A 21,068-nucleotide genomic window follows, 5' to 3' on the forward strand; every position below is an offset into this window, starting at 1 on the left:
GTAAGGGTTTGGCCCCGCGGCTATAATGCCCGCCATGACTGCCCACCACACCTTCGACGTCGCCGTGGTCGGCGGCGGGCTCGTCGGCAAGACGGCCGCGCTCGCGCTGACCCAGTCCGGCTACAAGACAGCCTTGCTTGCCCAGCCGGCCACGCCGCGTCCCGCCGATCTCGCGTTCGACACGCGTGTCTACGCGCTGTCCTCCAGTTCGCAGGCGCTGCTCGAGCGACTGCGGGTCTGGCAGGCGCTCGATCACAGCCGGCTCGCACCGGTCTACGACATGCGCGTGTACGGCGATGCCCACGCGGAGCTGCATTTCTCCGCGTACCAGGCTTCCGTGCCGCAGCTCGCGTGGATCGCCGAATCGTCTCTGGTCGAGGCGTCGCTCGACGCCGCGCTGCGGTTCCAGCCGAACCTCACGTGGTTCGATGCGCGCGCGCAGGGCTTCGACGTGCGCGACGACGCGGCCGTGCTCACGCTGTCGTCGGGGCAGGTGCTGGAAGCGGACCTCGTCGTCGGCGCGGACGGCGCGCATTCGTGGGTGCGCTCGCAAATGGGGGCCAAAATCGAACGGCGCGACTACCGGCAGACGGGCGTCGTCGCGAATTTCAAGGCGTCGCTGCCGCACCGCGAGACGGCCTACCAGTGGTTCCACGAAGGCGAGATCGTCGCGCTGCTGCCGCTGCCGGACGGCCATGTGTCGCTCGTCTGGTCCGCGCATACCGCGCATGCGGACGAATTGCTCGCACTCGATCCGGCGCAGCTCGCGGCCGAGGTCGAGCGCGTGTCGCATGGCCAGGTCGGCACGCTCGACTGCGTGACGCCGGCCGCCGGCTTCCCGCTGGCGCTGCAGACGGTCGACAAGCTGATCGCGCCGCGCGTCGCGCTCGTCGGCGATGCCGCGCACCTGATCCACCCGCTCGCGGGGCAGGGGATGAACCTCGGGCTGCGCGACGTCGCGGCGCTTGCCGACGCGATCGCGGGCAAGGAAAGCTTCCGCAACCTCGGCGACACGGTGCTGCTGCGCCGCTACGAGCGTTCGCGCCGCGAGGACATCCGCGCACTGATGGTCGCGACCGACGGGCTGCAGCGGCTGTTCGCGGTGCCGGGCTCGCTCGCGAAGGCCGTGCGCAACGCGGGCATGGCCTTCGTCGGCGCGCAGCCGCTCGTGAAGCGCTGGCTCGTGTCGGCCGCGCTCGGCTGATCGAACCTTCGGCCGCTTCGCCGGTCGGACACGGTTCCGTTACGGCGTACACTGTGCCGTGCACACCGATTGAGCTGAAGGAAGATTTCGATGAAAAAAACGATCCGCATCGCGTCGCTGGCGCTGGCCGTCACGATGGCGACGCTTGGCTGCACCGCGCAGGCCGACCAGACCACCGACAAGCTGAAAGCTACGCTGCAGGCCCGCCTCGGCAGCGACGCGCCGATCAAGAGCGTGTCGAAATCGCCGGTCGCGGGCCTTTACGAAGTGAACCTCGGCTCGCAGATCATCTATAGCGATGCAGCCGGCGACTACGTGCTGCTCGGCGATCTCGTCGACACCAAGACGCACAAGAACCTGACCGACGCACGCCTGTCCGAAATCAACAAGATCGACTTCGCGAGCCTGCCGTTCGCGAATGCGATCAAGGTCGTCAAGGGCAACGGTGCGCGCAAGATCGCGGTGTTCTCCGATCCGAACTGCCCGTACTGCAAGAAGCTCGAGACGACGCTGCAGTCGGTCGACAACGTGACCGTCTACACGTTCCTGTACCCGGTGCTGTCGCCGGATTCGACCGCGAAGTCGAAGGCGATCTGGTGTGCGACCGACCGCGCGAAAACGTGGGAGGGCTGGATGCTCGACCACCGCGCACCGTCCGGCGCCGGCACCTGCGATACCACCGCGCTCGACAAGAACCTCGCGCTCGGCCGCGGGATGAACGTCACGGGCACGCCGACGATCTTCCTGCCGGACGGCCGTCGCCTGCCGGGCGCCGTGTCGGCCGACCAGCTCAACCAGGCGCTCGCCTCGAGCAAGTAACCGACGACACGCCGGGCCGCATGGCCTGGCCAGCGAGGGGCGCCCGCATCTGCCGGCGCCTCTCTTCGTTTCCGCCGCCGTATTCGACCGACCGATTGCCACGATGACCCAGCCGATCCGCTATTCGATTGTCCCGAAAGATCTTGCCGCGCACCTGTTCGAAGTGTCGGTGACGGTCACCGATCCCGACCCCGAAGGCCAGCGCTTTTCGCTGCCGGTGTGGATTCCGGGCAGCTACCTCGTGCGCGAGTTCGCGCGCAACATCGTGACGCTCGGCGCATTCAACGACGCGGGCCGCAAGGTGCGGATCGCGAAAACCGACAAGCACACGTGGCAGGCCGCGCCCGTGAACGGCGCGCTGACGCTGCGCTACGACGTATATGCGTGGGACCTGTCGGTGCGCTCCGCGTATCTCGACGAATCGGGCGGCTTCTTCAACGCGACGGCCGTGTTCCTGAGCGTCGCCGGCCGCGAGGACGCGCCGTGTGAAGTCGACATCGCAAAGCCGGCCGGCGCGGCGTTCCGCGCATGGCGCGTCGGCACCGCGTTGCCCGAGGCGCGCGGCACCAAGCGCTACGGGTTCGGCGCGTACCGTGCGTCGAACTACGACGAGCTTTCCGACCATCCGGTGACGATCGGCGAATTCGCGCTCGCGACGTTCGACGCGCACGGCGTGCCGCACGACATCGTGATCGCGGGGCGCGTGACACAGCTCGACATGGAGCGCCTGCGCACCGACCTGAAGCGCGTGTGCGAAGCGCAGATCGCGCTGTTCGAGCCGAAATCGAAGAAAGCGCCGATGGATCGCTACGTGTTCATGACGCTGGCGGTCAGCGACGGCTACGGCGGCCTCGAGCATCGCGCGTCGACCGCGCTGATCTGCAATCGCACTGACCTGCCGGTGAAGGGGCGGCCCGAAACGACGGAAGGCTATCGCACGTATCTCGGTCTCTGCAGCCACGAGTACTTCCATACGTGGAATGTGAAGCGCATCAAGCCGGCGGCGTTCGTGCCGTACGACCTGACGAAGGAAAATTACACGTCGCTGCTGTGGCTGTTCGAGGGCTTCACGTCCTATTACGACGACCTGATGCTGGTGCGCAGCGGGTTGATGTCGCAGGACGAATATTTCGCGGCGCTCGGCCGTACGGTCGGCGGCGTGCTGCGCGGCACGGGGCGCCTGAAGCAGAGCGTCGCGGAAAGCTCGTTCGACGCATGGATCAAGTATTACCGCCAGGACGAGAACGCGACCAACGCGATCGTCAGCTACTACACGAAGGGTTCGCTCGTTGCGCTCGCCTTCGATCTCGCGATCCGCGCGCAGACGCGCAACAAGAAGTCGCTCGACGACGTGATGCGCCTGCTGTGGCAACGCTACGGCCGTGACTTCTATCGCGGCAAGCAGGCGGGTGTCGAGGAAAACGAAGTCGAGGCGCTGATCGAGGAAGCGACGGGCGTCGCGCTCGGCCGCCTGTTCGCCGATGCCGTGCACGGCACGCGCGATCTGCCGCTCGCCGAACTGCTTGCACCGTTCGGCGTGACGCTCGCGCCCGATGTCGCGAACGGCGCGACCGCGAAGCCGACGATCGGGGCGCGCCTGCGCGGCGGCGCCGACTGCACGTTCGCGGCCGTCTACGAAGGCGGCGCCGCACATCGCGCGGGGCTGTCGGCCGGCGACACGCTGATCGCGGTCGACGGGCTGCGCGTCACGGGTACCAACCTCGACGCGCTGCTCGCGCGCTACCGGCCGGGTGACAAGGTCGAGGTTCACGCGTTCCGCCGCGACGAGCTGCGCACTGCGAAACTGAAGCTCGACGGCCCCGAGATCACGCGCTACCGGCTGACGGTGGCCGCGAAGCCGGCTGCGGTCTCGAAGGCCCGGGAGGCCTGGCTGAAGGGTTGAGCGTACCGAAGCGGGTATCGGGGCGCGATCACGGATTGTTCTGCTGTTGCAACAATCCGTCGCCCTGAACCCGCTTTTTCGCGGCCATGCGGCCACGCACAATGGCGTCACTCGCGCTACCAAAGCGCAACCCTACTGGAGCCTGACATGACGACCATTCTGCAAATCAATTCCGCTGCGCGTTCGCAAGGTGCGCAATCCACGCTGCTGGCCAACGAACTGACGGCAAAGCTGCAACAATCGAACCCCGGCGCGAAGGTCGTGGTTCGTGACCTGCTGGCCGATGCGCTGCCGCACCTCGACGAATCGGTGTTGGGCGCGTTCTTCACGCCGGCCGACCAGCGCACCGCGGAACAGAATGCGATCGTCGCGAAGAGCGATGCACTGATCGCCGAATTGCAAGCTGCCGACGTCATCGTGATCGGCGCACCGATGTACAACTTCGGCATCTCGTCGCAACTGAAGACGTACTTCGACTGGATCGCACGTGCAGGCGTCACGTTCCGCTACACCGAGAACGGTCCGGAAGGCCTGATCAAGGGCAAGAAGGTTCACGTGGTGACGGCCCGTGGCGGCAAGTACGCTGGTACGCCGAACGATAGCCAGACCCCGTACCTGCGCACGTTCCTCGGCTTCGTCGGCATGACCGACGTGAGCTTCATCTTCGCGGAAGGCCTGAACCTCGGGCCGGATGCGCAGAGCGCCGCGCTCGCCAGCGCACGCGAAGCGATCGCCGCCGCGTAAGGTCGATACGGGTGCGCCGCACCCGCTGCATCGTCCGATAAAAAAACGCCGCGTCCCGAAAGGGGCGCGGCGTTTTTCCATGCCGGCTGGCGAAAGAATCGCCGGCCGGGCGCGACCGTTATGCGAGCGTTTCGGCCACTTCCGGCAGGCGCCAGTCGATCGGTTCGCGGCCTGCATCGACCAGATAGTTGTTCGCGAGCGCGAAATGGCGGCAGCCGAGGAAGCCGCGATGCGCGGACAGCGGCGACGGATGCGGTGCCTCGAGCACGCAGTGGGCGCTTGCGTCGAACAGTGCGCGCTTCGCCTGCGCGTGTGCGCCCCACAGCATGAAGACGAGCCCGCGATGGCGGCCGGCGAGTTCGCGGATCAGCGTGTCCGTGCACTGTTCCCAGCCGCGCTTCGCATGGCTCGCGGCTGCACCGCGCTCTACCGTCAGCACCGTGTTGAGCAGCAGCACGCCCTGGCGCGCCCAGGTGTCGAGGCAGCCGTGGCGCGGCGTGTCATGACCGAAGTTCGCGGCGATTTCCTTGAAGATGTTGCGCAGCGACGGCGGGGTGCGCACGGCCGGTGGCACCGAGAACGCGAGCCCATGCGCCTGCGGCGTGCCGCGATCGTCGCCGTGGTACGGATCCTGTCCGAGGATCACGACCTTCACGTCGTCCGGGCTCGTCAGGCGCAGCGCACGGAACACGTCGGTCGGATAGACCGCCTTGCCGGCCGCACGCTCGTCATCGACGAAGCGGCACAGCGGCGCATATGCGTCGCTGTCGGTGAAGGGTTTCAGCACGTCGCGCCAGACGGTCGGCAGCGCGTCGAATTGCGCGGCGAGGTGCGGAACGTCGGCGGCAACGGGCTGTGGTGCCGTCGGGGCCGCAGCCGGAGCGGCGGCTTTTTTTGCGGGCTTGCGTCCGGCCGCGGGCGCGTCGGGCGCCGGGGACGGAATATCGGCCGGTGCCGTTTCCGGCACGGGATCGTCGAACAGCGACGCCTGTTGCGGCGCGCGGGAAGTCTTGCGGGTTGCCATGCGTGATGCGTGTTATTGCGCGCGCAGCCGGTAGCCGCGCTGCGCCTTGCTGATATTGTCGGGAGCGAGGCCCGGCAGCGCTTGCTGCAGTTCGGCGGCGAGCGTTGCGAGCGCCGCTTCCGGGCCGTCGATCAGTTCGAGTTCGATTTCGCTGATCGGTTCGCGGCGCGTTTCATGTTCCGCCTGGACGACGATCTCGCCGAGGTCCACTGCGGCTTCGACGGTTGCGCCACCGATTGCGATGCGCCACAGCGTACGCGAAAAATCCGTGCGGAACAGCGCCGACAGCGTGCCGGCCGCGTCATTCAGCGCGGCGGCGGCTTCCGGCACGTCGCAGGCCGCGACGAGCGCATCGATCTCGAGCGCGTCGCCGGCGACCGGCAATTCCCATTCGTGGCGGCGATGCAGGCCGCCTTCCGCGCTGCCGACCGTCTTGAACGTCTGCAGCCAGCCTTGCGGCGCGCGGCGCACGCGCACCGCGCTCTTCGAGCGGGCCAGCGCGAGATCGGGCGTGTCGTAATAGACGTTCGCGAGCGTGATGTCGTGACCGGGTTCTCCGGTCAGCGTCTCGAAGAAGCGTCGCGCGGCGTCGGCCTGGCCGGCCGGCAGCGCGAGCTTGATTTCCCTTTCGATCGCCATCAGAAGAACATCCGTGCGAGCTCTTCGCCCGGCTGATCGGCGCGCATGAACGCTTCGCCGACGAGGAACGTGTTCACGTTCGCCGCACGCATCGTGTCGACGTCGGTGCGCGACAGGATGCCCGATTCGGTCACGACGATCCGGTCCGCCGGAATCATGTCGAGCATGTCGAGCGTGGTCTGGATCGACGTCTCGAACGTGCGCAGGTTGCGGTTGTTGATGCCGAGCAGCGGCGTCTTGAGCGTCAGCGCCTGTTCCATCTCGTTGCGGTCGTGTACTTCGACCAGCACCGCGAGGCCGAGCGAGTGCGCATACGCTTCGAGATCCTGCATCAACGGTGTGTCGAGCGCGGCGGCGATCAGCAGGATCGCGTCGGCGCCCATCGCGCGCGCTTCGATGATCTGGTACGCGTCGACGATGAAGTCCTTGCGCAGCACCGGCAGCGTGCAGGCCGCGCGCGCTTCCTCGAGATAGCGGACGCTGCCCTGGAAGAACTGCTCGTCGGTCAGCACCGACAGGCACGCGGCGCCATGCTCCGCATACGAACGCGCGATGTCGGCCGGCACGAAATGCTCGCGCAGCACGCCTTTCGACGGGCTTGCCTTCTTGATTTCGGAAATCACCGCCGCATGGCCGGCCGCATGCTTCGCGCGCAGTGCGCCGACGAAGTCGCGCAGGTCGCGTGCGGATGCTTCCAGTTTCAGTGCCTCGAGCGGTGCGCTGCGCATGGCCGCCGCGACTTCTTCGCGCTTGACGGCGATGATTCGGTCGAGAATGTCGCTCATGTGGATTCCTGCTTGATTCGTAAGGGGAGTCAGCGCTTGAACTGCTGCGTGAAGCGCACGAGTTCGTCGACTTTCGCGCGGGCCTTGCCGCTCGCGATCGCTTCGCGGGCGAGCTGGATGCCGTCCGCGATCGATTCGGCGACGTTCGCCGCATAGAGCGCGGTGCCCGCGTTCAGCGTGACGATCTCGCGTGCGACGCCCGGCTGGTTGTCTAGCGCGCCGAGCAGCATCGTGCGGGATTCGTCGGCATTTTCCACCTTCAGCGTGCGGTTCGACACCATCTGCAGGCCGAAGTCCTCCGGATGGATCTCGTATTCGTGCACCTTGCCGTCGCGCAACTCGCCGACGAGCGTCGCCGCGCCGAGCGATACCTCGTCCATCCCGTCCTTGCCGTACACGACCAGCACGTGCTGCGCGCCCAGACGCTGCATCACGCGCACCTGGATGCCGACGAGGTCGGGGTGGAACACGCCCATCAGCTGGTTCGGCGCGCCGGCCGGATTGGTCAGCGGGCCGAGGATGTTGAAGATCGTGCGTACGCCGAGCTCACGGCGCACGGCCGCGATGTTCTTCATCGCCGGGTGATGGTTCGGCGCGAACATGAAGCCCATGCCCGTTTCTGCGATCGACGCGGCAACCTGGTCGGACTGCAGGTCGATGTTCACGCCGAGCGCCTCGAGCACGTCGGCGCTGCCGGACTTGCTCGATACGCCGCGGTTGCCGTGCTTCGCGACTTTCGCGCCGGCCGCGGCCGTGACGAACATCGATGCGGTCGAGATGTTGAACGTGTGCGAGCCGTCGCCGCCGGTGCCGACGATGTCGACGAAGTTCGAGTTGTCCTGCACCTCGACGTGGTTCGCGAATTCGCGCATCACGGTCGCGGCGGCGGCGATCTCGCCGATCGTCTCCTTCTTCACGCGCAGCCCGGTGATGATCGCGGCCGCCATCACGGGCGACATGTCGCCGCGCATGATGAGCCGCATCAGGTGCAGCATCTCGTCGTGGAAGATCTCGCGGTGTTCGATCGTGCGCTGCAGCGCTTCCTGAGGGGTAATCGTCATCGTGAGGCTCCCGTCAGGCGGCTTGCGCGGCTGCGGCGCGTGCCTGTTTCAGGAAATTCTCGAGCAGCGCATGGCCATGCTCGGACAGGATCGATTCCGGGTGGAACTGCACACCTTCGATCGGCAGCGTCTTGTGGCGCACGCCCATGATTTCGCCGTCGTCGGTCCACGCGGACACCTCGAGGCAGTCGGGCAGCGATTCGCGCTCGATCGCGAGCGAGTGATAGCGCGTGACGTCGAAGTGCTTCGGCAGGTCGGCGAACACGCCGTGGCAGTCGGTTTCGATCTTGCTCACCTTGCCGTGCATGATGGTCTTCGCGCGCACGACGCGGCCGCCGAATGCCTCGCCGATCGCCTGATGGCCGAGGCAGACGCCGAGGATCGGCTTCTTGCCCGCGAATTCCTTGAGCACGTCGAGCGTGATGCCCGCGTGCTGCGGGTTGCTCGGGCCGGGCGACAGGCAGATTGCGTCGGGATTCAGGCTCGCGATTTCGTCGAGCGTGATTTCGTCGTTGCGGTAGGTGCGCACGTCCTCGCCGAGTTCACCGAAGTACTGGACCAGGTTGTAGGTAAACGAGTCGTAGTTGTCGATCATGAGCAGCATGGTCAGTCTCCGGTCAGAAGTCGCTATCGAGGCCGTCCTGGACCTGTTCGGCCGCACGCAGCACCGCGCGCGCCTTGTTTTCGGTCTCTTGCCATTCGGATTCGGGCACCGAATCCGCGACGACGCCGGCCGCCGCTTGCACATACAGGTTGCCGTTGTGGATCAGGCCCGTGCGGATCGCGATCGCGAGATCCATCTCGCCCGAGAACGACAGGTAGCCGACGGCGCCGCCGTACAACCCGCGCTTGACCGGCTCGAGTTCGTCGATCAGTTCCATCGCACGTACCTTCGGCGCGCCGGACAGCGTGCCGGCCGGGAACGTCGCGCGCAGCACGTCGTAGTTCGTCATGCCGGGCTTCAGCTTGCCTTCGACCGAGCTGACGATGTGCTGCACGTGCGAGTATTTCTCGATGACCATCTGGTCGGTCACGTGCACCGAGCCGATTTCCGCGATGCGGCCGACGTCGTTGCGCGCGAGGTCGATCAGCATCACGTGTTCGGCGATTTCCTTCGGGTCGTTGAGCAGCTCGGTCGCGAGCTCTGCGTCGCGCTCGGGCGTGTTGCCACGCGGGCGCGTGCCGGCGAGCGGGCGGATCGTGACGATCTGGTCTTCGCCGCGCTTTTCCTGGCGCACGAGGATTTCCGGCGAGGCGCCGACCACGTGAAAATCGCCGAAGTTGTAGTAGTACATGTACGGCGACGGGTTCAGCGAACGCAGCGCGCGATACAGCGACAGCGGATTGTCGCGGTATGGCTTCGTCAGCCGCTGGCCGACCTGGATCTGCATCAGCTCGCCGGCCGCGATGTATTCCTTCGCCTGTCGCACGGCGGCCAGATAATCGTCCTTCTTGAACTCGCGGAACGTCTCGGTGCGCACGCTCGCCGACGTGACGGGCGGCTGCACGGTCGTGCGCAGGCGCTGCTTCAGTTCGCGCAGGCGCTGCTTCGCCTTCGTGTACGCCTCGGACTGGCTCGGGTCCGCGTAGATGATCAGGTACAGCTTGCCGGCCAGGTTGTCGATCACCGCGACTTCCTCGGTCAGCAGCAACTGGATGTCGGGCAGGCCGAGATCGTCGCGCGGCGCGGTGTTCGCGAGCTTCTTCTCGATGTAGCGCACCGCGTCGTAGCCGAAATAGCCGGCGAGACCGCCGCAGAAACGCGGCAGGCCCGGTCGCTGCGCCACCTTGAAGCGCGCCTGGAACGATTCGATGAACTGGAACGGGTCGCCGTCGTGCGTCTCGACGACCTTGCCGTCGCGCACGACTTCCGACACGCCGTTGCGGGTACGCACGAGCGTACGGGCGGGCAGGCCGATGAACGAATAGCGGCCGAAGCGTTCGCCGCCGACGACCGATTCGAGCAGGAACGAGTTGGCGCCCGAGCGTTCGGGCTGGGCCAGCTTCAGGTAGAGGGACAGTGGCGTTTCGAGATCGGCGAGGGCTTCCGCGATCAGCGGGATGCGGTTGTAGCCTTCGTTCGCGAGCGATTGAAATTCGAGTTCGGTCATGTTCCGGTCCTGTTCGGGACGAGCGGCGCGAGCGCCAGGGATCACTTGACGCTGCGCGGGTTGCCGTCGGCGAAAGGGCGGTCGATCGAGAAGTGCCTGTTGCCGGCCGGCACTCCGGGCGTGAACGTCGCGAGCCTGCAGCCGAGCCTGAACGCAAGCGTTCGGACGCGGTAGAACTCGAGGTGGTGCGACGATCGGCGCGCGGATGCGCAGCGAGATAAAAAACGGCGCTGAAGACGTGCTTCAGCGTACCTCATCGAAGAGGTTAGCGCGACCAGCGACGCCAGGGCCAGGCTCCCCGGTCGATGCTGCTCAGACTCCGTTTTTTATTCAGAAACATGCAGATGGAAGAAATAATCAGAGGGTTGGCCGGCCGGCGTTGTGCGCGGAGATCGCGCGAGCTGCGACCAGCAACGAATCGACTATACCATCCGAATTTATCGTTTGTATAGCTTTGCCGTGGTTGTAGCCGTACGGCACTGTCAGCGTCGCCATCCCGGCTGCGCGGCCTGCCAGCGCATCGTTTTCCGAGTCGCCGATCGCGACCGCCGCATCCGGTGCGACACCGAGCGCGTTGCAGGCCGTCAGCATCGGCAGCGGATCGGGTTTCTTGCGCGCGACGCTGTCGCCGCCGAGCACGATGCCGAAGCAATCGGCCAGCCCGTACTGCTCGAGCAGCTCGACCGCGAAGCGATGCGGCTTGTTCGTCACGCACGCGAGCCGGATGCCGGCCGCACGCAGCGCGTCGAGGCCGGCGGTCACGTCCGGATAGAGGCGCGCGTGGCGGCCGTTGATCTTCGCGTATTCGGTTTGATAGATCGCCAGCGCGTCGTCGAAGCGCGCGTGCGCTTCGTCAGCCGGGAAGCGCGGCTTCAGCACGCTCTGGATCAGGTGTTCGGAGCCCTTGCCGACATAGCCGATCACCTCGTCGCGCGACGTGGCCGGCGCGCCGAGCTGCGCGAGCATCCCGTTCAGGCCGGCCGTGAAATCGTCGGCCGTATCGACCATCGTGCCGTCGAGATCGATCAGCGCCGCGTCGATGCGCGGCGTGGCGAAGCGGATCGGGGCGGCGTCCGTTGCGGCCCCGGCCGGCGCATGGCCGGCGAGCGACGAGTCGGCCACGGCGTCAGCTCCGCTCGACGGTGGCGAGCGCGGCGCGCATCTCGTCGATCACCTTGCGGTAGTCGGGCTTGCCGAAGATCGCCGAACCCGCGACGAAGGTGTCGGCACCCGCTGCCGCGATTTCCGCGATATTGTCGGTCTTCACGCCGCCGTCGACTTCGAGCAGGATCTCGCGGCCGGTGCGCTCGGTGTACGCGTCGATGCGTGCACGTGCTTCGCGCAGCTTGTTCAGCGTTTCCGGAATGAACGACTGGCCGCCGAAGCCCGGGTTGACCGACATCAGCAGCACGAAGTCGAGGCGGTCCATCACGTGATCGAGGTAGTTCAGCGGCGTGGCCGGGTTGAACACGAGACCGGCCTTGCAGCCGTGGTCGCGGATCAGCGACAGCGTGCGGTCGATGTGATCGGAGCCTTCCGGGTGGAAGCTGATCAGGTTTGCGCCGGCCTTCGCAAAATCGGGCACGATCCGGTCGACCGGGCGCACCATCAGGTGCACGTCGATCGGCACCTGCACGTGCGGGCGGATCGCTTCGCACACGAGCGGGCCGATGGTCAGGTTCGGCACGTAATGGTTGTCCATCACGTCGAAGTGGATCCAGTCGGCGCCGGCGGCGACCACGTTGCGGACTTCTTCACCGAGCCGGGCGAAATCGGCTGACAGGATGCTGGGAGCGATGCGAAATTGGGTCATGGCAGGGGAACGGGGACGTTGCGGCGCAAAACCGCCATTCTACCGTCCGGCGACCCGGTGCGCGGCGGCGGGCCGTGCGGTCGAGGCCGGATTGCGCATAGAATGCCGAACCAATGCGGCGCGCCCGCGGCCCCGTTGCCCATGCCGGCACGGGCAGTCATCTTCCAGCGGAAACACCATGAGTCAGTATCAGTTCACCGTTTCGGTGAAAACCAGCTACTTGCCGGAACAATCCGACCCCGATCGCCGTCAATACGCATTCGCGTACACGCTGACTATCCGCAACACGGGACAGGTCGCGGCGCAGCTGATCGCGCGTCACTGGATCATCACGGACAGCGAGAGTCACGTGCAGGAAGTGAAGGGGCTCGGCGTCGTCGGGCACCAGCCGCTGCTGCAGCCGGGCGAGCACTTCGAGTACACGAGCTGGGCCGTGATCGCGACGCCGGTCGGCACGATGCGTGGCGAGTACTTCTGCGTGGCGGAGGACGGCGAGCGCTTCGAGGCGCCGGTCGACGAGTTCGCACTGCACATGCCGCGCACGCTGCATTAAGCGTGCGGAGCAGGTCAGCGCGTCAGCGCGGCTGGCGGTCGTTGTTGCGGGCGTGCTTCTTCCTGCCCGACGACGTCCACACGACGATGAAGATCAGCAGGGCAAGCGCTACGAAGGCTTCGAGCGCGAAGATGAGCATCGGATATTGGTCGAGAAAATCTGACATGGCGGTTTCCATCAAGAACGGACATTGTATTTGGTTTGGGCCCCGGGTGGCCGGGTGGGTTGCGGCGGCTGCCGCGGCGGCGCTGCTTGCGGCGTGCGGCGGCGCGCCGACGCGGACCTCGACGCTGAAGCCGCCGACCGGCACGGCGATCGTGCCGGGTCAGGTCGCCGCGAAGCGGCTCACGCCGGTTGCGTGGCAGCAAGTGCCGGGCTGGCAGGACGATTCGCTGATCGGCGCGACGGCCGCGCTGCGGCAGAACTGCGTGCGGCTCGCGCGCCAGCCGGCCTGGGCGCGTGCTTGCGCGGCTGCCGACCGGCTCGACGAGCTCGACGTCAGCAGCGCACGTACGTTCTTCGAAACGTATTTCACGCCGTTCCAGCTTGCGAACACCGACGGTACGCTCGACGGGCTCGTGACCGGCTATTACGAGCCGCTGCTGCATGGTTCGCGCGTGCGTCGCGGTCCGTATCAGTACGCGCTTTATCGCTGGCCGGCCGGTTATCGCGCGGGCGCTGCGCTGCCGGTACGCGCGCAGCTCGAACGCGCCGGCATTCTGAACGGCAACGAACTCGTGTGGGTCGACGACCCGATCGAAGCGTTCTTCCTGCAAGTGCAGGGCTCGGGGCGCGTGCTGCTCGACGACGGCTCGGTGATGCGGGTCGGCTTCGGCGGCACCAACAACCAGCCGTACCGCTCGATCGGCAAGTGGCTGCTCGATCGCGGCGAGCTGACGCCCGCTCAGGCGACCATGCAGGGCATCAAGGCGTGGGCGAAGGCGAACCCGACCCGCGTCGACGCGTTGCTCGACACGAACCCGCGGTTCGTGTTCTTCCGCGACATGCCGACCAAGGAAGATGCGCCGCACGGCGGCGCGGACGGCCCGATCGGCGCGCTCGGCGTGCCGCTGACGCCGGAGCGTTCGATCGCGGTCGATCCGTCGTCGATCCCGCTCGGCACGCCTGTGTTCCTGCAGACCACGCGCCCGCTGACGAATACGCCGATGAACCGGCTCGTGTTCGCGCAGGATACGGGCTCCGCGATCAAGGGTGGCGTGCGGGCCGACTATTTCTGGGGGCTCGGCGACGACGCAGGCGATCAGGCCGGGCGGATGAAGCAGGTCGGCCGGATGTGGCTGCTGTTCCCGAATTCGTGATGTGAGGCGGCGCGCGGGTTGCTGGCGGCGCCGACAATGCATCAGATGCGGCATTCGTGGGCGCGATGATGTGTGTTGTTCTGATCGCGAGTGCGCGAGTGCCGTGTCAGTTTTCGTGATGCGCCTGTCGCGTCGACGGGTGCCCCAACGGCGTCCCGGAATGAAACAGCCCGATCGGCGTTGGCCGATCGGGCTGTTTCATTTGCAGCAATGGACTCACCGTACGTAACGCACGCGCGGCGATTGTCGTCAGCCCTTGCGCTTGTCGACGACGCGTCGTGCCTTGCCGACCGAACGCTCGATCCCGTTCACGGGCAGCACGTTGATCACGGCCGTCACGCCGATCAGCGACTTGATGTCATATGCGAGCGCCTGTTTTGCCGCATGGATCGCCGCCGTATCGGGCGCGGTCTCGGGGCAAGGCTCGACGTTGAGCGTCAGCACGTCGAGCGGGCCTTCCTTCGTCAGCACGATCTGATAGTGCGGTGCGAGCGCGCGCTGCTTGAGCAACTGCTCCTCGATTTGCGTCGGGAACACGTTGACGCCGCGCACGATCATCATGTCGTCCGAACGACCCGTGATCTTCTCCATCCGGCGCATCGTGCGGGCAGTGCCGGGCAACAGCCGCGTGAGGTCGCGGGTCCGGTAGCGGACGATCGGCAGCGCCTCCTTCGTCAGCGACGTGAACACGAGTTCGCCGAGCTCACCGTCCGGAAGCACTTCGCCGGTTTCGGGATCGATGATCTCCGGATAGAAGTGGTCTTCCCAGATGGTCGGGCCGTCCTTGGTTTCGACGCATTCGGACGCGACGCCGGGGCCCATCACTTCGGACAGCCCGTAAATGTCGACCGCGTCGATGCCCATCCGCTGCTCGATCGCGACGCGCATGTCGTTGGTCCAGGGTTCCGCGCCGAAGATGCCGATCCGCAGCGAACTCTGCACGGGATCGAGGCCCTGGCGCTCGATTTCGTCGGCGATCGACAGCATGTAGCTCGGCGTCACCATGATGATGTCGGGCCGGAAATCCTGGATCAGCTGTACCTGCTTCTCGGTCTGGCCGCCGCCGAACGGGATCACGGTCAGCCCCGCGCGTTCGGCGCCGTAGTGCGCGCCGAGCCCGCCCGTGAACAAGCCGTAGCCGTAGCTGACGTGCACCTTGTCGCCGCGGCGCGCACCGGCGGCGCGGATCGAGCGCGCGACGAGATTCGCCCATGTGTCGATGTCGCGGGCCGTATAGCCGACGACCGTCGGCTTGCCGGTCGTGCCCGACGACGCATGAATGCGCGAGATCTGGTCCTGCGGCACCGCGAACATCCCGAACGGGTAACTGTCGCGCAGGTCGCTCTTCGTCGTGAACGGGAAGCGTGACAGGTCGGCGAGCGTCTTCAGGTCGTCCGGGTGGACACCCGCGTCGTCGAACTTGCGACGATAGACGGGGGAGTGCTCATACGCATGCCGGAGCGACCACTTGAGGCGCTCGAGTTGCAGCGCGGTCAGCTCGTCGCGTGAGGCGGTCTCGATCGGCTCGAGCGGTAGCGGGGTAGTCATGCATGTCTCCAGTGTTTGTTATGTGCGAGCCGTCGACGTCAGCGGTCTTCCGGAATGACCGTGCCCTTGATCTGGGCGGATTTGCCGCGAAACATCGCGACGGTTTCGCCGGTCTGGTTCGTGACGCGGATGTCGTAGATACCTTGGCGGCCGGCGCGCGCCTGCTCGATCGCCTCGGCCGTCAGCACGTCGTCGCCGTGCACGGGGCGCAGGAATTCGATCGAGCAGCCGGCCGCGACGGTGTTCACGTTGTACGAGTTGCACGCGAACGCGAACGTCGAATCGGCCAGCGTGAAGATGATCCCGCCGTGGCAGGTTTGATGCCCGTTCAGGAATTCGGGCCGCACGCGCATCTGCAGGCGCGCGTAGCCGGCGCGTACTTCGGCGATTTCCATCCCGAACGCACGGCTGCATGCGTCGGCGTCGTACATGGCCCGCGCGGTGGCGCGGGCGAGCGAATCGGGGTCGAGTGTGGCAGTGGCGTGCGTCATGTCAACGGCCCTCGAAGCGTGGCGCGCGCTTCTCGATGAATGCCTTCACGCCTTCAGAATAGTCGTGCGACTGGCCGAGCTTGCGCTGCAGGTCGCGTTCCACGTCGAGTTGCTGGTCGAGCGTGTTCGTGACGCTGGCGCGCATCGATTGCTTGATCGATGCGATCGCGAGCGTCGGCTGCTGCGCGAGCTGGGTGGCGAGCTGGCGGGCTGACGCAGCGAGGGTGTCGTCATCGACCGCACGCCAGATCAAGCCCCATTGCTCGGCCTGTTCGGCCCCGAGCTTGTCGCCGGTCAGCGCGAGCCCCAGCGCGCGTGCCATGCCGACGCGTTGCGGCAGGAACCACGTGCCGCCCGAATCGGGTACGAGCCCGATCTTGACGAAGGCCTGGATGAAACTGCTCGAGCGGGCGGCGAACACGAGATCACACGCGAGCGCGAGATTCGCGCCGGCGCCGGCTGCCGTGCCGTTGACGGCGGCGATCACCGGAATCGGCAGACGCTGCAGGCGACGGATCAGCGGATTGAAGTGCTCGTCGATCAGCGTGCCGAGGTCGGTGGACGCGCCCGGCGTGAAGTCGAGATCGGCCAGGTCCTGGCCCGCGCAGAAGCCGCGCCCCGCACCAGTCAGGATCAGCGCGCGCGCGCCGGCCGCCTCGACATCATCGAGCGCGGACTGCAGCTCGCGATGCATCGCCCGCGTAAAGCTGTTCAGCTTGTCGGGGCGGTTGAGGGTAATCGTGGCCACGTTCGACGCGTGATCGATATCCAGCTGAATCGCCTGATAGGACATGCAGTATCTCCTTCATGACTTCGTTATAGGCGCGCGGTGCGTGGGTTACACGCGTTCGATCGCGAGCGCGATACCCTGACCGACGCCAATGCACATCGTACAGAGCGCAAAGCGGCCGCCCGTACGCTCGAGTTGGTGGAGCGCCGTGGTCACGAGCCGGGCGCCCGATGCGCCGAGCGGATGACCCAATGCGATCGCACCGCCGTTCGGGTTCACGCGCGGATCGTCATCCGCAACGCCGAGCATTCGCAGCACCGCGAGACCCTGCGACGCAAACGCCTCGTTCAGTTCGATCACATCGAACTGGTTGATGGTCATGCCGAGCTGACGCAGCAGTTTCTGCGTGGCGGGTGCGGGCCCGATGCCCATCACGCGCGGTGCGACGCCGGCTGTTGCCATGCCGATCACGCGTGCGCGGCGGCGCAGGCTGTATTGGTCGGCTGCCTGCGCATTGGCGAGCAGCAGCGCGCACGCACCGTCGTTGACGCCCGATGCGTTGCCGGCCGTCACCGAGCCGTCCGGGCGCACGACGCCCTTCAGCTTCGCGAGCGCTTCGAGCGACGTCTCGCGCGGATGCTCGTCGCGCGAGACGACCAGCGGATCGCCTTTCTTCTGCGGAATCGTGACCGCAACGATTTCGTCGGCAAGCGTGCCGTCCTGCTGCGCACGCGCGGCCTTCTGCTGGCTGCGCAGCGCGAACAGGTCCTGGTCGGCGCGGCTGATGTTGTAGTCGACCGCGACGTTCTCGGCCGTCTCTGGCATTGAATCGACGCCGTACAGCTGTTTCATCAGCGGATTGATGAAGCGCCAGCCGATCGTCGTGTCGAAGATGTCGACCTGGCGCGCGAACGCGCTCGCGGCCTTGCCCATCACGAAGGGTGCACGCGTCATGCTCTCGACGCCGCCCGCGATCATCAGGCGGGCCTCGCCCGCCTTGATCGCGCGCGCGGCCGTGCCGACCGCGTCCATCCCGGAGCCACACAGCCGGTTCAGCGTCGTGCCGGGCACGTCGGTCGGCAGGCCCGCGAGCAGCGCCGACATGCGTGCGACGTTTCGATTGTCTTCGCCGGCCTGGTTTGCACAGCCGTAGATCACGTCGTCGATCGCCGTCCAGTCGACGTCGCGGTTGCGCTCGACGAGCGCCTTGAGCGGTACCGCACCGAGGTCGTCGGCACGGACATCATTCAGGGCGCCGCCGTAGCGGCCGATGGGGGTGCGAATCGCGTCGCAGATATAGGCGTCTGTCATGGGCGTATCGATGAGCAACGAACCCGCCGGGTGGCGGATTCGTTCATGGTAGAGAACGTGGCGGCGTTTGCACGTCGACCATTCGGGTTATGCCGGTTGGCCGGCTTCCGCGGGGGCCGCTTTCGGCGCAACATGGACGCGGCTTTGCACCACGCGGAACCGGTTGGCGACGAACGCCGGATCAGCCAGCGCCGCGTTGGCTGCCGGGTTCGCGCCCGTGCCGTGGAAATCCGAGAACGCTGCCGACTGGTTCACGAACACACCGCCCGTCAGGTTGATCGACAGCGCGACGCCACCGCGCACCGCCGCATCGTGGGCGGCGTCGACGATCGCATCGTCGGTGCTGTAGACGGAGAGCGTCAGGGCGCCATGTTCCGCTGCGATTTCCCCGGCGAGGTCGAGCGATTGTGCGGTCGAGTCGGTCGCGATCACGAACGAGATCGGACCGAACCATTCCTGCGTGAATTTCTCGCGATCGGCCACGTCGAGTTGCAGCACGAGCGGCGTGCGCACGCGGGCATCGGGGAACGCAGGGTGCTGGAGGGTAAGGCTGTCGGCGAGCACGCGGCCGAGCTGGCGGGCGTCGTCGATACGTGCGGTCACGCCTTCGTTCTGGATTGCGCCGATCAGTTCGACCGAGCGTGCCGGGTCGCCGGTCAGTTTTTGCACGGCAACGGCGATTGCCTGTGCGACCTCGTCGAAGCTTGCATGGCCGTCCGCCGTCCGGATGCCGTCGCGCGGCACGTAGATGTTCTGCGGCGCCGTGCACATCTGGCCGGAGTACAGCGCCAGCGAGAACGCGATGTTCTTGGCGGCGGCCTTCAGGTCGTCGGTCGAGTCGATCACGATCTGGTTGACGCCGGCCTTCTCGGTATAGACCTGTGCCTGATGGGCATGGCGTTCGAGCCACGTACCGTTTTGCGTGCTGCCGGTGAAGTCGATCAGCTTGATTTCAGGGCGCAGCGCGAGATCCTGAACGAGCGCGCCGTCGTTGGGTTCGGTCGCGAGGAGCGTGACGACGTTCGGATCGAAACCGGCTTCGCGCAGTACGTCGCGAGCGATCCGGACGGTGATCGCGAGGGGCAGGATCGCGCCCGGATGCGGTTTGACGATCACGGTGTTACCGGTTGCCAGATCGGCGAACAGGCCCGGGTAGCCGTTCCAGGTCGGGAACGTGCAGCAGCCGAGCACGAGTCCCGTGCCGCGCGGGACGATCGTGTAGCGCTTGTGCATCGCGAGCGGCGGGTTCTTGCCTTGCGGCTTTTCCCAGTGCGCGTCGGCCGGGATGCGGCGCAGTTCGTCCCATGCATACGCGACCGCCTCGAGCGCACGATCTTGCGCGTGCGGGCCGCCTGCCTGGAACGCCATCATGAATGCCTGCCCCGTGGTGTGCATCACGCCGTAGGCGATCTCGAAGCTGGCGCGATTCAGGCGCGCGAGGATTTCGAGGCTGACGCCGATCCAGGCGCTCGGGCCGGCTTCTCGCCAGGAGCGCTGCGCGGCGGCAGCGGCGGCGATCAGTTCGTCGGGCGTCGACTTCGGATACCGGATGCCCAGTGCAATGCCGTACGGCGACCGCTCTGCGCCGACCGTTTCTCCGGACGCCGGCTGGTCGAGCGCGAACGTCTTGTCGAGGTGCGACTTGAACGCGGCCTCGCCATCTGCGTTCGCGCTTTCCCCGTACACTTTGGGGCTCGGCATTTCGGCGAACGGGCTCCAGTACCCGCGGCTCTCGATGGCGGCGAGTGCGTGCTTCAGCGTGTCTTCGTGCTTCGTGAACAGTGCATGGGTCATGGCGGCAGCCTGATGGACGTTGAGAGGGGTTGGATCGATTAATTAACCGACCGGTTGGTCGGAGAATGGTAGCATCAAACTATTCGCATGTGCGAGGCGTTTCTCATTTCATTGATCGAGGAGAAATAGATGGCTTACGAGAACATCCTGGTGGAGACCCGGGGGCGTGTCGGGCTGGTTACGCTGAACCGTCCGAAGGCGCTGAATGCGCTGAACGATGCGCTGATGGATGAACTGGGTGACGCGCTGAAAGCGTTCGATGCGGACGACGGCATCGGCGCGATCGTCGTGACCGGGAGTGAGAAGGCGTTCGCGGCTGGCGCGGACATCGGCATGATGGCGACCTACTCCTATATGGATGTCTACCGGGGCGACTACATCACGCGCAACTGGGAGACGGTCCGCGAGATCCGCAAGCCGATCATTGCTGCGGTTTCGGGCTTTGCGCTGGGCGGTGGCTGCGAGCTGGCCATGATGTGCGACATCATCTTCGCGGCGGATACGGCCAAGTTTGGCCAGCCGGAAATCAAGCTGGGCGTCATGCCGGGTGCGGGCGGCACGCAGCGTCTGCCGCGCGCGGTGTCGAAGGCGAAGGCGATGGACATGTGCCTGACCGCCCGTTTCATGGATGCAGCCGAAGCGGAGCGTGCGGGGCTCGTGTCGCGCGTGCTGCCGGCCGACACACTGCTCGACGAAGCGATTGCCGCTGCGGCGACGATCGCCGAGTTTTCGTTGCCGGCGGTCATGATGGTCAAGGAGTCGGTGAACCGTGCGTATGAGACGACGCTGGCCGAAGGCGTCCACTTCGAGCGCCGGCTGTTCCATTCGCTGTTCGCGACCGAAGACCAGAAGGAAGGGATGGCGGCATTCGTCGAAAAACGGAAGCCGGTGTTCAAGCACCGCTGACCGGGCTCCTTGGGTAGTTGGCTGGCCACTGGTGGGTATCGGTTGTCAGCGGCGCCACTTGGCCCGTCGAGCCCGAAGCCCCCGTGCGCGGCAGCGCACGGGGGCTTTTTCAAAATATTTTCACAAAGGGGCTTGCGCAGTTGGGGGCGGGTGCTTAGAATCACGCCTCTTTCGCGCTAACGGAAACGCAACGCGGAAGGGGAAGCAGGGCTGGTGGTGTGCTGCAGTGTGGAGCGCGCAGCTGGCCTGGAAGTTGAGCCCCGCAGTCGCAACGATGTAGTGAAAAAAGTTGTTGACGATCTGCGAAACACGG

General features: G+C 66.2%; 20 protein-coding genes. 7 read left to right on the forward strand and 13 right to left on the reverse strand.

Annotated features, from left to right (window positions below; genetic code table 11):
- Positions 1-25 precede the first annotated feature (25 nt).
- From BCO18175_RS34925 to BCO18175_RS34940, 4 genes are all read left to right on the forward strand, one after another.
- Entirely contained in the window at positions 26-1,204 is a 1,179-nt protein-coding gene (locus tag BCO18175_RS34925; protein WP_174917380.1) for a UbiH/UbiF family hydroxylase, read from the forward strand.
- Between the two features lie 90 nt (positions 1,205-1,294).
- Entirely contained in the window at positions 1,295-2,023 is a 729-nt protein-coding gene (locus tag BCO18175_RS34930) for a DsbC family protein (protein ID WP_046544850.1), read from the forward strand.
- Between the two features lie 103 nt (positions 2,024-2,126).
- Complete coding sequence (locus tag BCO18175_RS34935; protein WP_174987605.1) at positions 2,127-3,926, forward strand: M61 family metallopeptidase; 1,800 nt, start codon at positions 2,127-2,129, stop codon at positions 3,924-3,926.
- A gap of 147 nt (positions 3,927-4,073) precedes the next feature.
- Complete coding sequence (locus tag BCO18175_RS34940) at positions 4,074-4,670, forward strand: FMN-dependent NADH-azoreductase (protein WP_174917377.1); 597 nt, start codon at positions 4,074-4,076, stop codon at positions 4,668-4,670.
- 118 nt (positions 4,671-4,788) lie between these two features.
- Here the strand turns inward: BCO18175_RS34940 and BCO18175_RS34945 are convergent, their stop codons facing one another.
- From BCO18175_RS34945 to rpe, 8 genes are all read right to left on the reverse strand, one after another.
- Positions 4,789-5,694, reverse strand: a complete 906-nt coding sequence (locus tag BCO18175_RS34945; protein ID WP_174987608.1) for a uracil-DNA glycosylase — start codon at positions 5,692-5,694, stop codon at positions 4,789-4,791.
- 12 nt (positions 5,695-5,706) lie between these two features.
- On the reverse strand, positions 5,707-6,333 hold the full coding sequence (locus tag BCO18175_RS34950) for a CYTH domain-containing protein (protein WP_174987611.1): 627 nt from the start codon (positions 6,331-6,333) through the stop codon (positions 5,707-5,709).
- Positions 6,333-7,118 (reverse strand): indole-3-glycerol phosphate synthase TrpC, encoded by a 786-nt coding sequence (trpC, locus tag BCO18175_RS34955; protein WP_174974576.1) that lies wholly within the window; start codon positions 7,116-7,118, stop codon positions 6,333-6,335. Before trpC ends, BCO18175_RS34950 begins: the two co-directional genes overlap by 1 nt.
- A 29-nt stretch (positions 7,119-7,147) precedes the next feature.
- Positions 7,148-8,179, reverse strand: a complete 1,032-nt coding sequence (gene trpD, locus BCO18175_RS34960) for an anthranilate phosphoribosyltransferase (protein WP_043191545.1) — start codon at positions 8,177-8,179, stop codon at positions 7,148-7,150.
- 13 nt (positions 8,180-8,192) lie between these two features.
- Entirely contained in the window at positions 8,193-8,783 is a 591-nt protein-coding gene (locus tag BCO18175_RS34965) for an aminodeoxychorismate/anthranilate synthase component II (RefSeq protein WP_174917372.1), read from the reverse strand.
- A gap of 13 nt (positions 8,784-8,796) precedes the next feature.
- A complete protein-coding gene (gene trpE, locus BCO18175_RS34970) occupies positions 8,797-10,290 on the reverse strand; it encodes an anthranilate synthase component I (RefSeq protein ID WP_174987614.1) in 1,494 nt (497 codons plus the stop codon).
- 357 nt (positions 10,291-10,647) lie between these two features.
- Positions 10,648-11,412: a phosphoglycolate phosphatase gene (locus BCO18175_RS34975; RefSeq protein ID WP_174974572.1), complete on the reverse strand. Its 765-nt coding sequence runs from the start codon at positions 11,410-11,412 to the stop codon at positions 10,648-10,650.
- A 4-nt stretch (positions 11,413-11,416) separates the two neighbouring features.
- On the reverse strand, positions 11,417-12,103 hold the full coding sequence (rpe, locus tag BCO18175_RS34980; RefSeq protein WP_011883156.1) for a ribulose-phosphate 3-epimerase: 687 nt from the start codon (positions 12,101-12,103) through the stop codon (positions 11,417-11,419).
- Positions 12,104-12,281: 178 nt separating this feature from the next.
- Here rpe and apaG point away from each other — a divergent pair, with 178 nt between their 5' ends.
- Positions 12,282-12,656, forward strand: a complete 375-nt coding sequence (gene apaG, locus BCO18175_RS34985; protein ID WP_085042899.1) for a Co2+/Mg2+ efflux protein ApaG — start codon at positions 12,282-12,284, stop codon at positions 12,654-12,656.
- A gap of 86 nt (positions 12,657-12,742) precedes the next feature.
- Positions 12,743-13,975, forward strand: a complete 1,233-nt coding sequence (gene mltA, locus BCO18175_RS34990; protein WP_174974570.1) for an MltA domain-containing protein — start codon at positions 12,743-12,745, stop codon at positions 13,973-13,975.
- A 249-nt stretch (positions 13,976-14,224) separates the two neighbouring features.
- Here the strand turns inward: mltA and paaK are convergent, their stop codons facing one another.
- The 5 genes from paaK to paaN form a co-directional block, all read right to left on the reverse strand.
- Positions 14,225-15,523: a phenylacetate--CoA ligase PaaK gene (paaK, locus tag BCO18175_RS34995; protein ID WP_174917368.1), complete on the reverse strand. Its 1,299-nt coding sequence runs from the start codon at positions 15,521-15,523 to the stop codon at positions 14,225-14,227.
- Positions 15,524-15,561: 38 nt separating this feature from the next.
- A complete protein-coding gene (paaI, locus tag BCO18175_RS35000; RefSeq protein WP_174917367.1) occupies positions 15,562-16,014 on the reverse strand; it encodes a hydroxyphenylacetyl-CoA thioesterase PaaI in 453 nt (150 codons plus the stop codon).
- Between the two features lies 1 nt (position 16,015).
- On the reverse strand, positions 16,016-16,807 hold the full coding sequence (gene paaG, locus BCO18175_RS35005; protein ID WP_174917366.1) for a 2-(1,2-epoxy-1,2-dihydrophenyl)acetyl-CoA isomerase PaaG: 792 nt from the start codon (positions 16,805-16,807) through the stop codon (positions 16,016-16,018).
- Positions 16,808-16,852: 45 nt separating this feature from the next.
- Positions 16,853-18,055 (reverse strand): 3-oxoadipyl-CoA thiolase, encoded by a 1,203-nt coding sequence (gene pcaF, locus BCO18175_RS35010; protein WP_174987617.1) that lies wholly within the window; start codon positions 18,053-18,055, stop codon positions 16,853-16,855.
- A gap of 87 nt (positions 18,056-18,142) precedes the next feature.
- Entirely contained in the window at positions 18,143-19,849 is a 1,707-nt protein-coding gene (gene paaN, locus BCO18175_RS35015) for a phenylacetic acid degradation protein PaaN (protein ID WP_174987620.1), read from the reverse strand.
- A 129-nt stretch (positions 19,850-19,978) separates the two neighbouring features.
- Between paaN and BCO18175_RS35020 the strand changes: the two genes are divergently transcribed.
- Positions 19,979-20,755, forward strand: a complete 777-nt coding sequence (locus BCO18175_RS35020; protein WP_059688475.1) for an enoyl-CoA hydratase — start codon at positions 19,979-19,981, stop codon at positions 20,753-20,755.
- The last annotated feature ends 313 nt before the right edge of the window (positions 20,756-21,068 follow it).

Origin of the sequence: Burkholderia lata, from assembly GCF_902499335.1 — a bacterium.
GTDB classification, from domain to species: domain Bacteria; phylum Pseudomonadota; class Gammaproteobacteria; order Burkholderiales; family Burkholderiaceae; genus Burkholderia; species Burkholderia lata_B.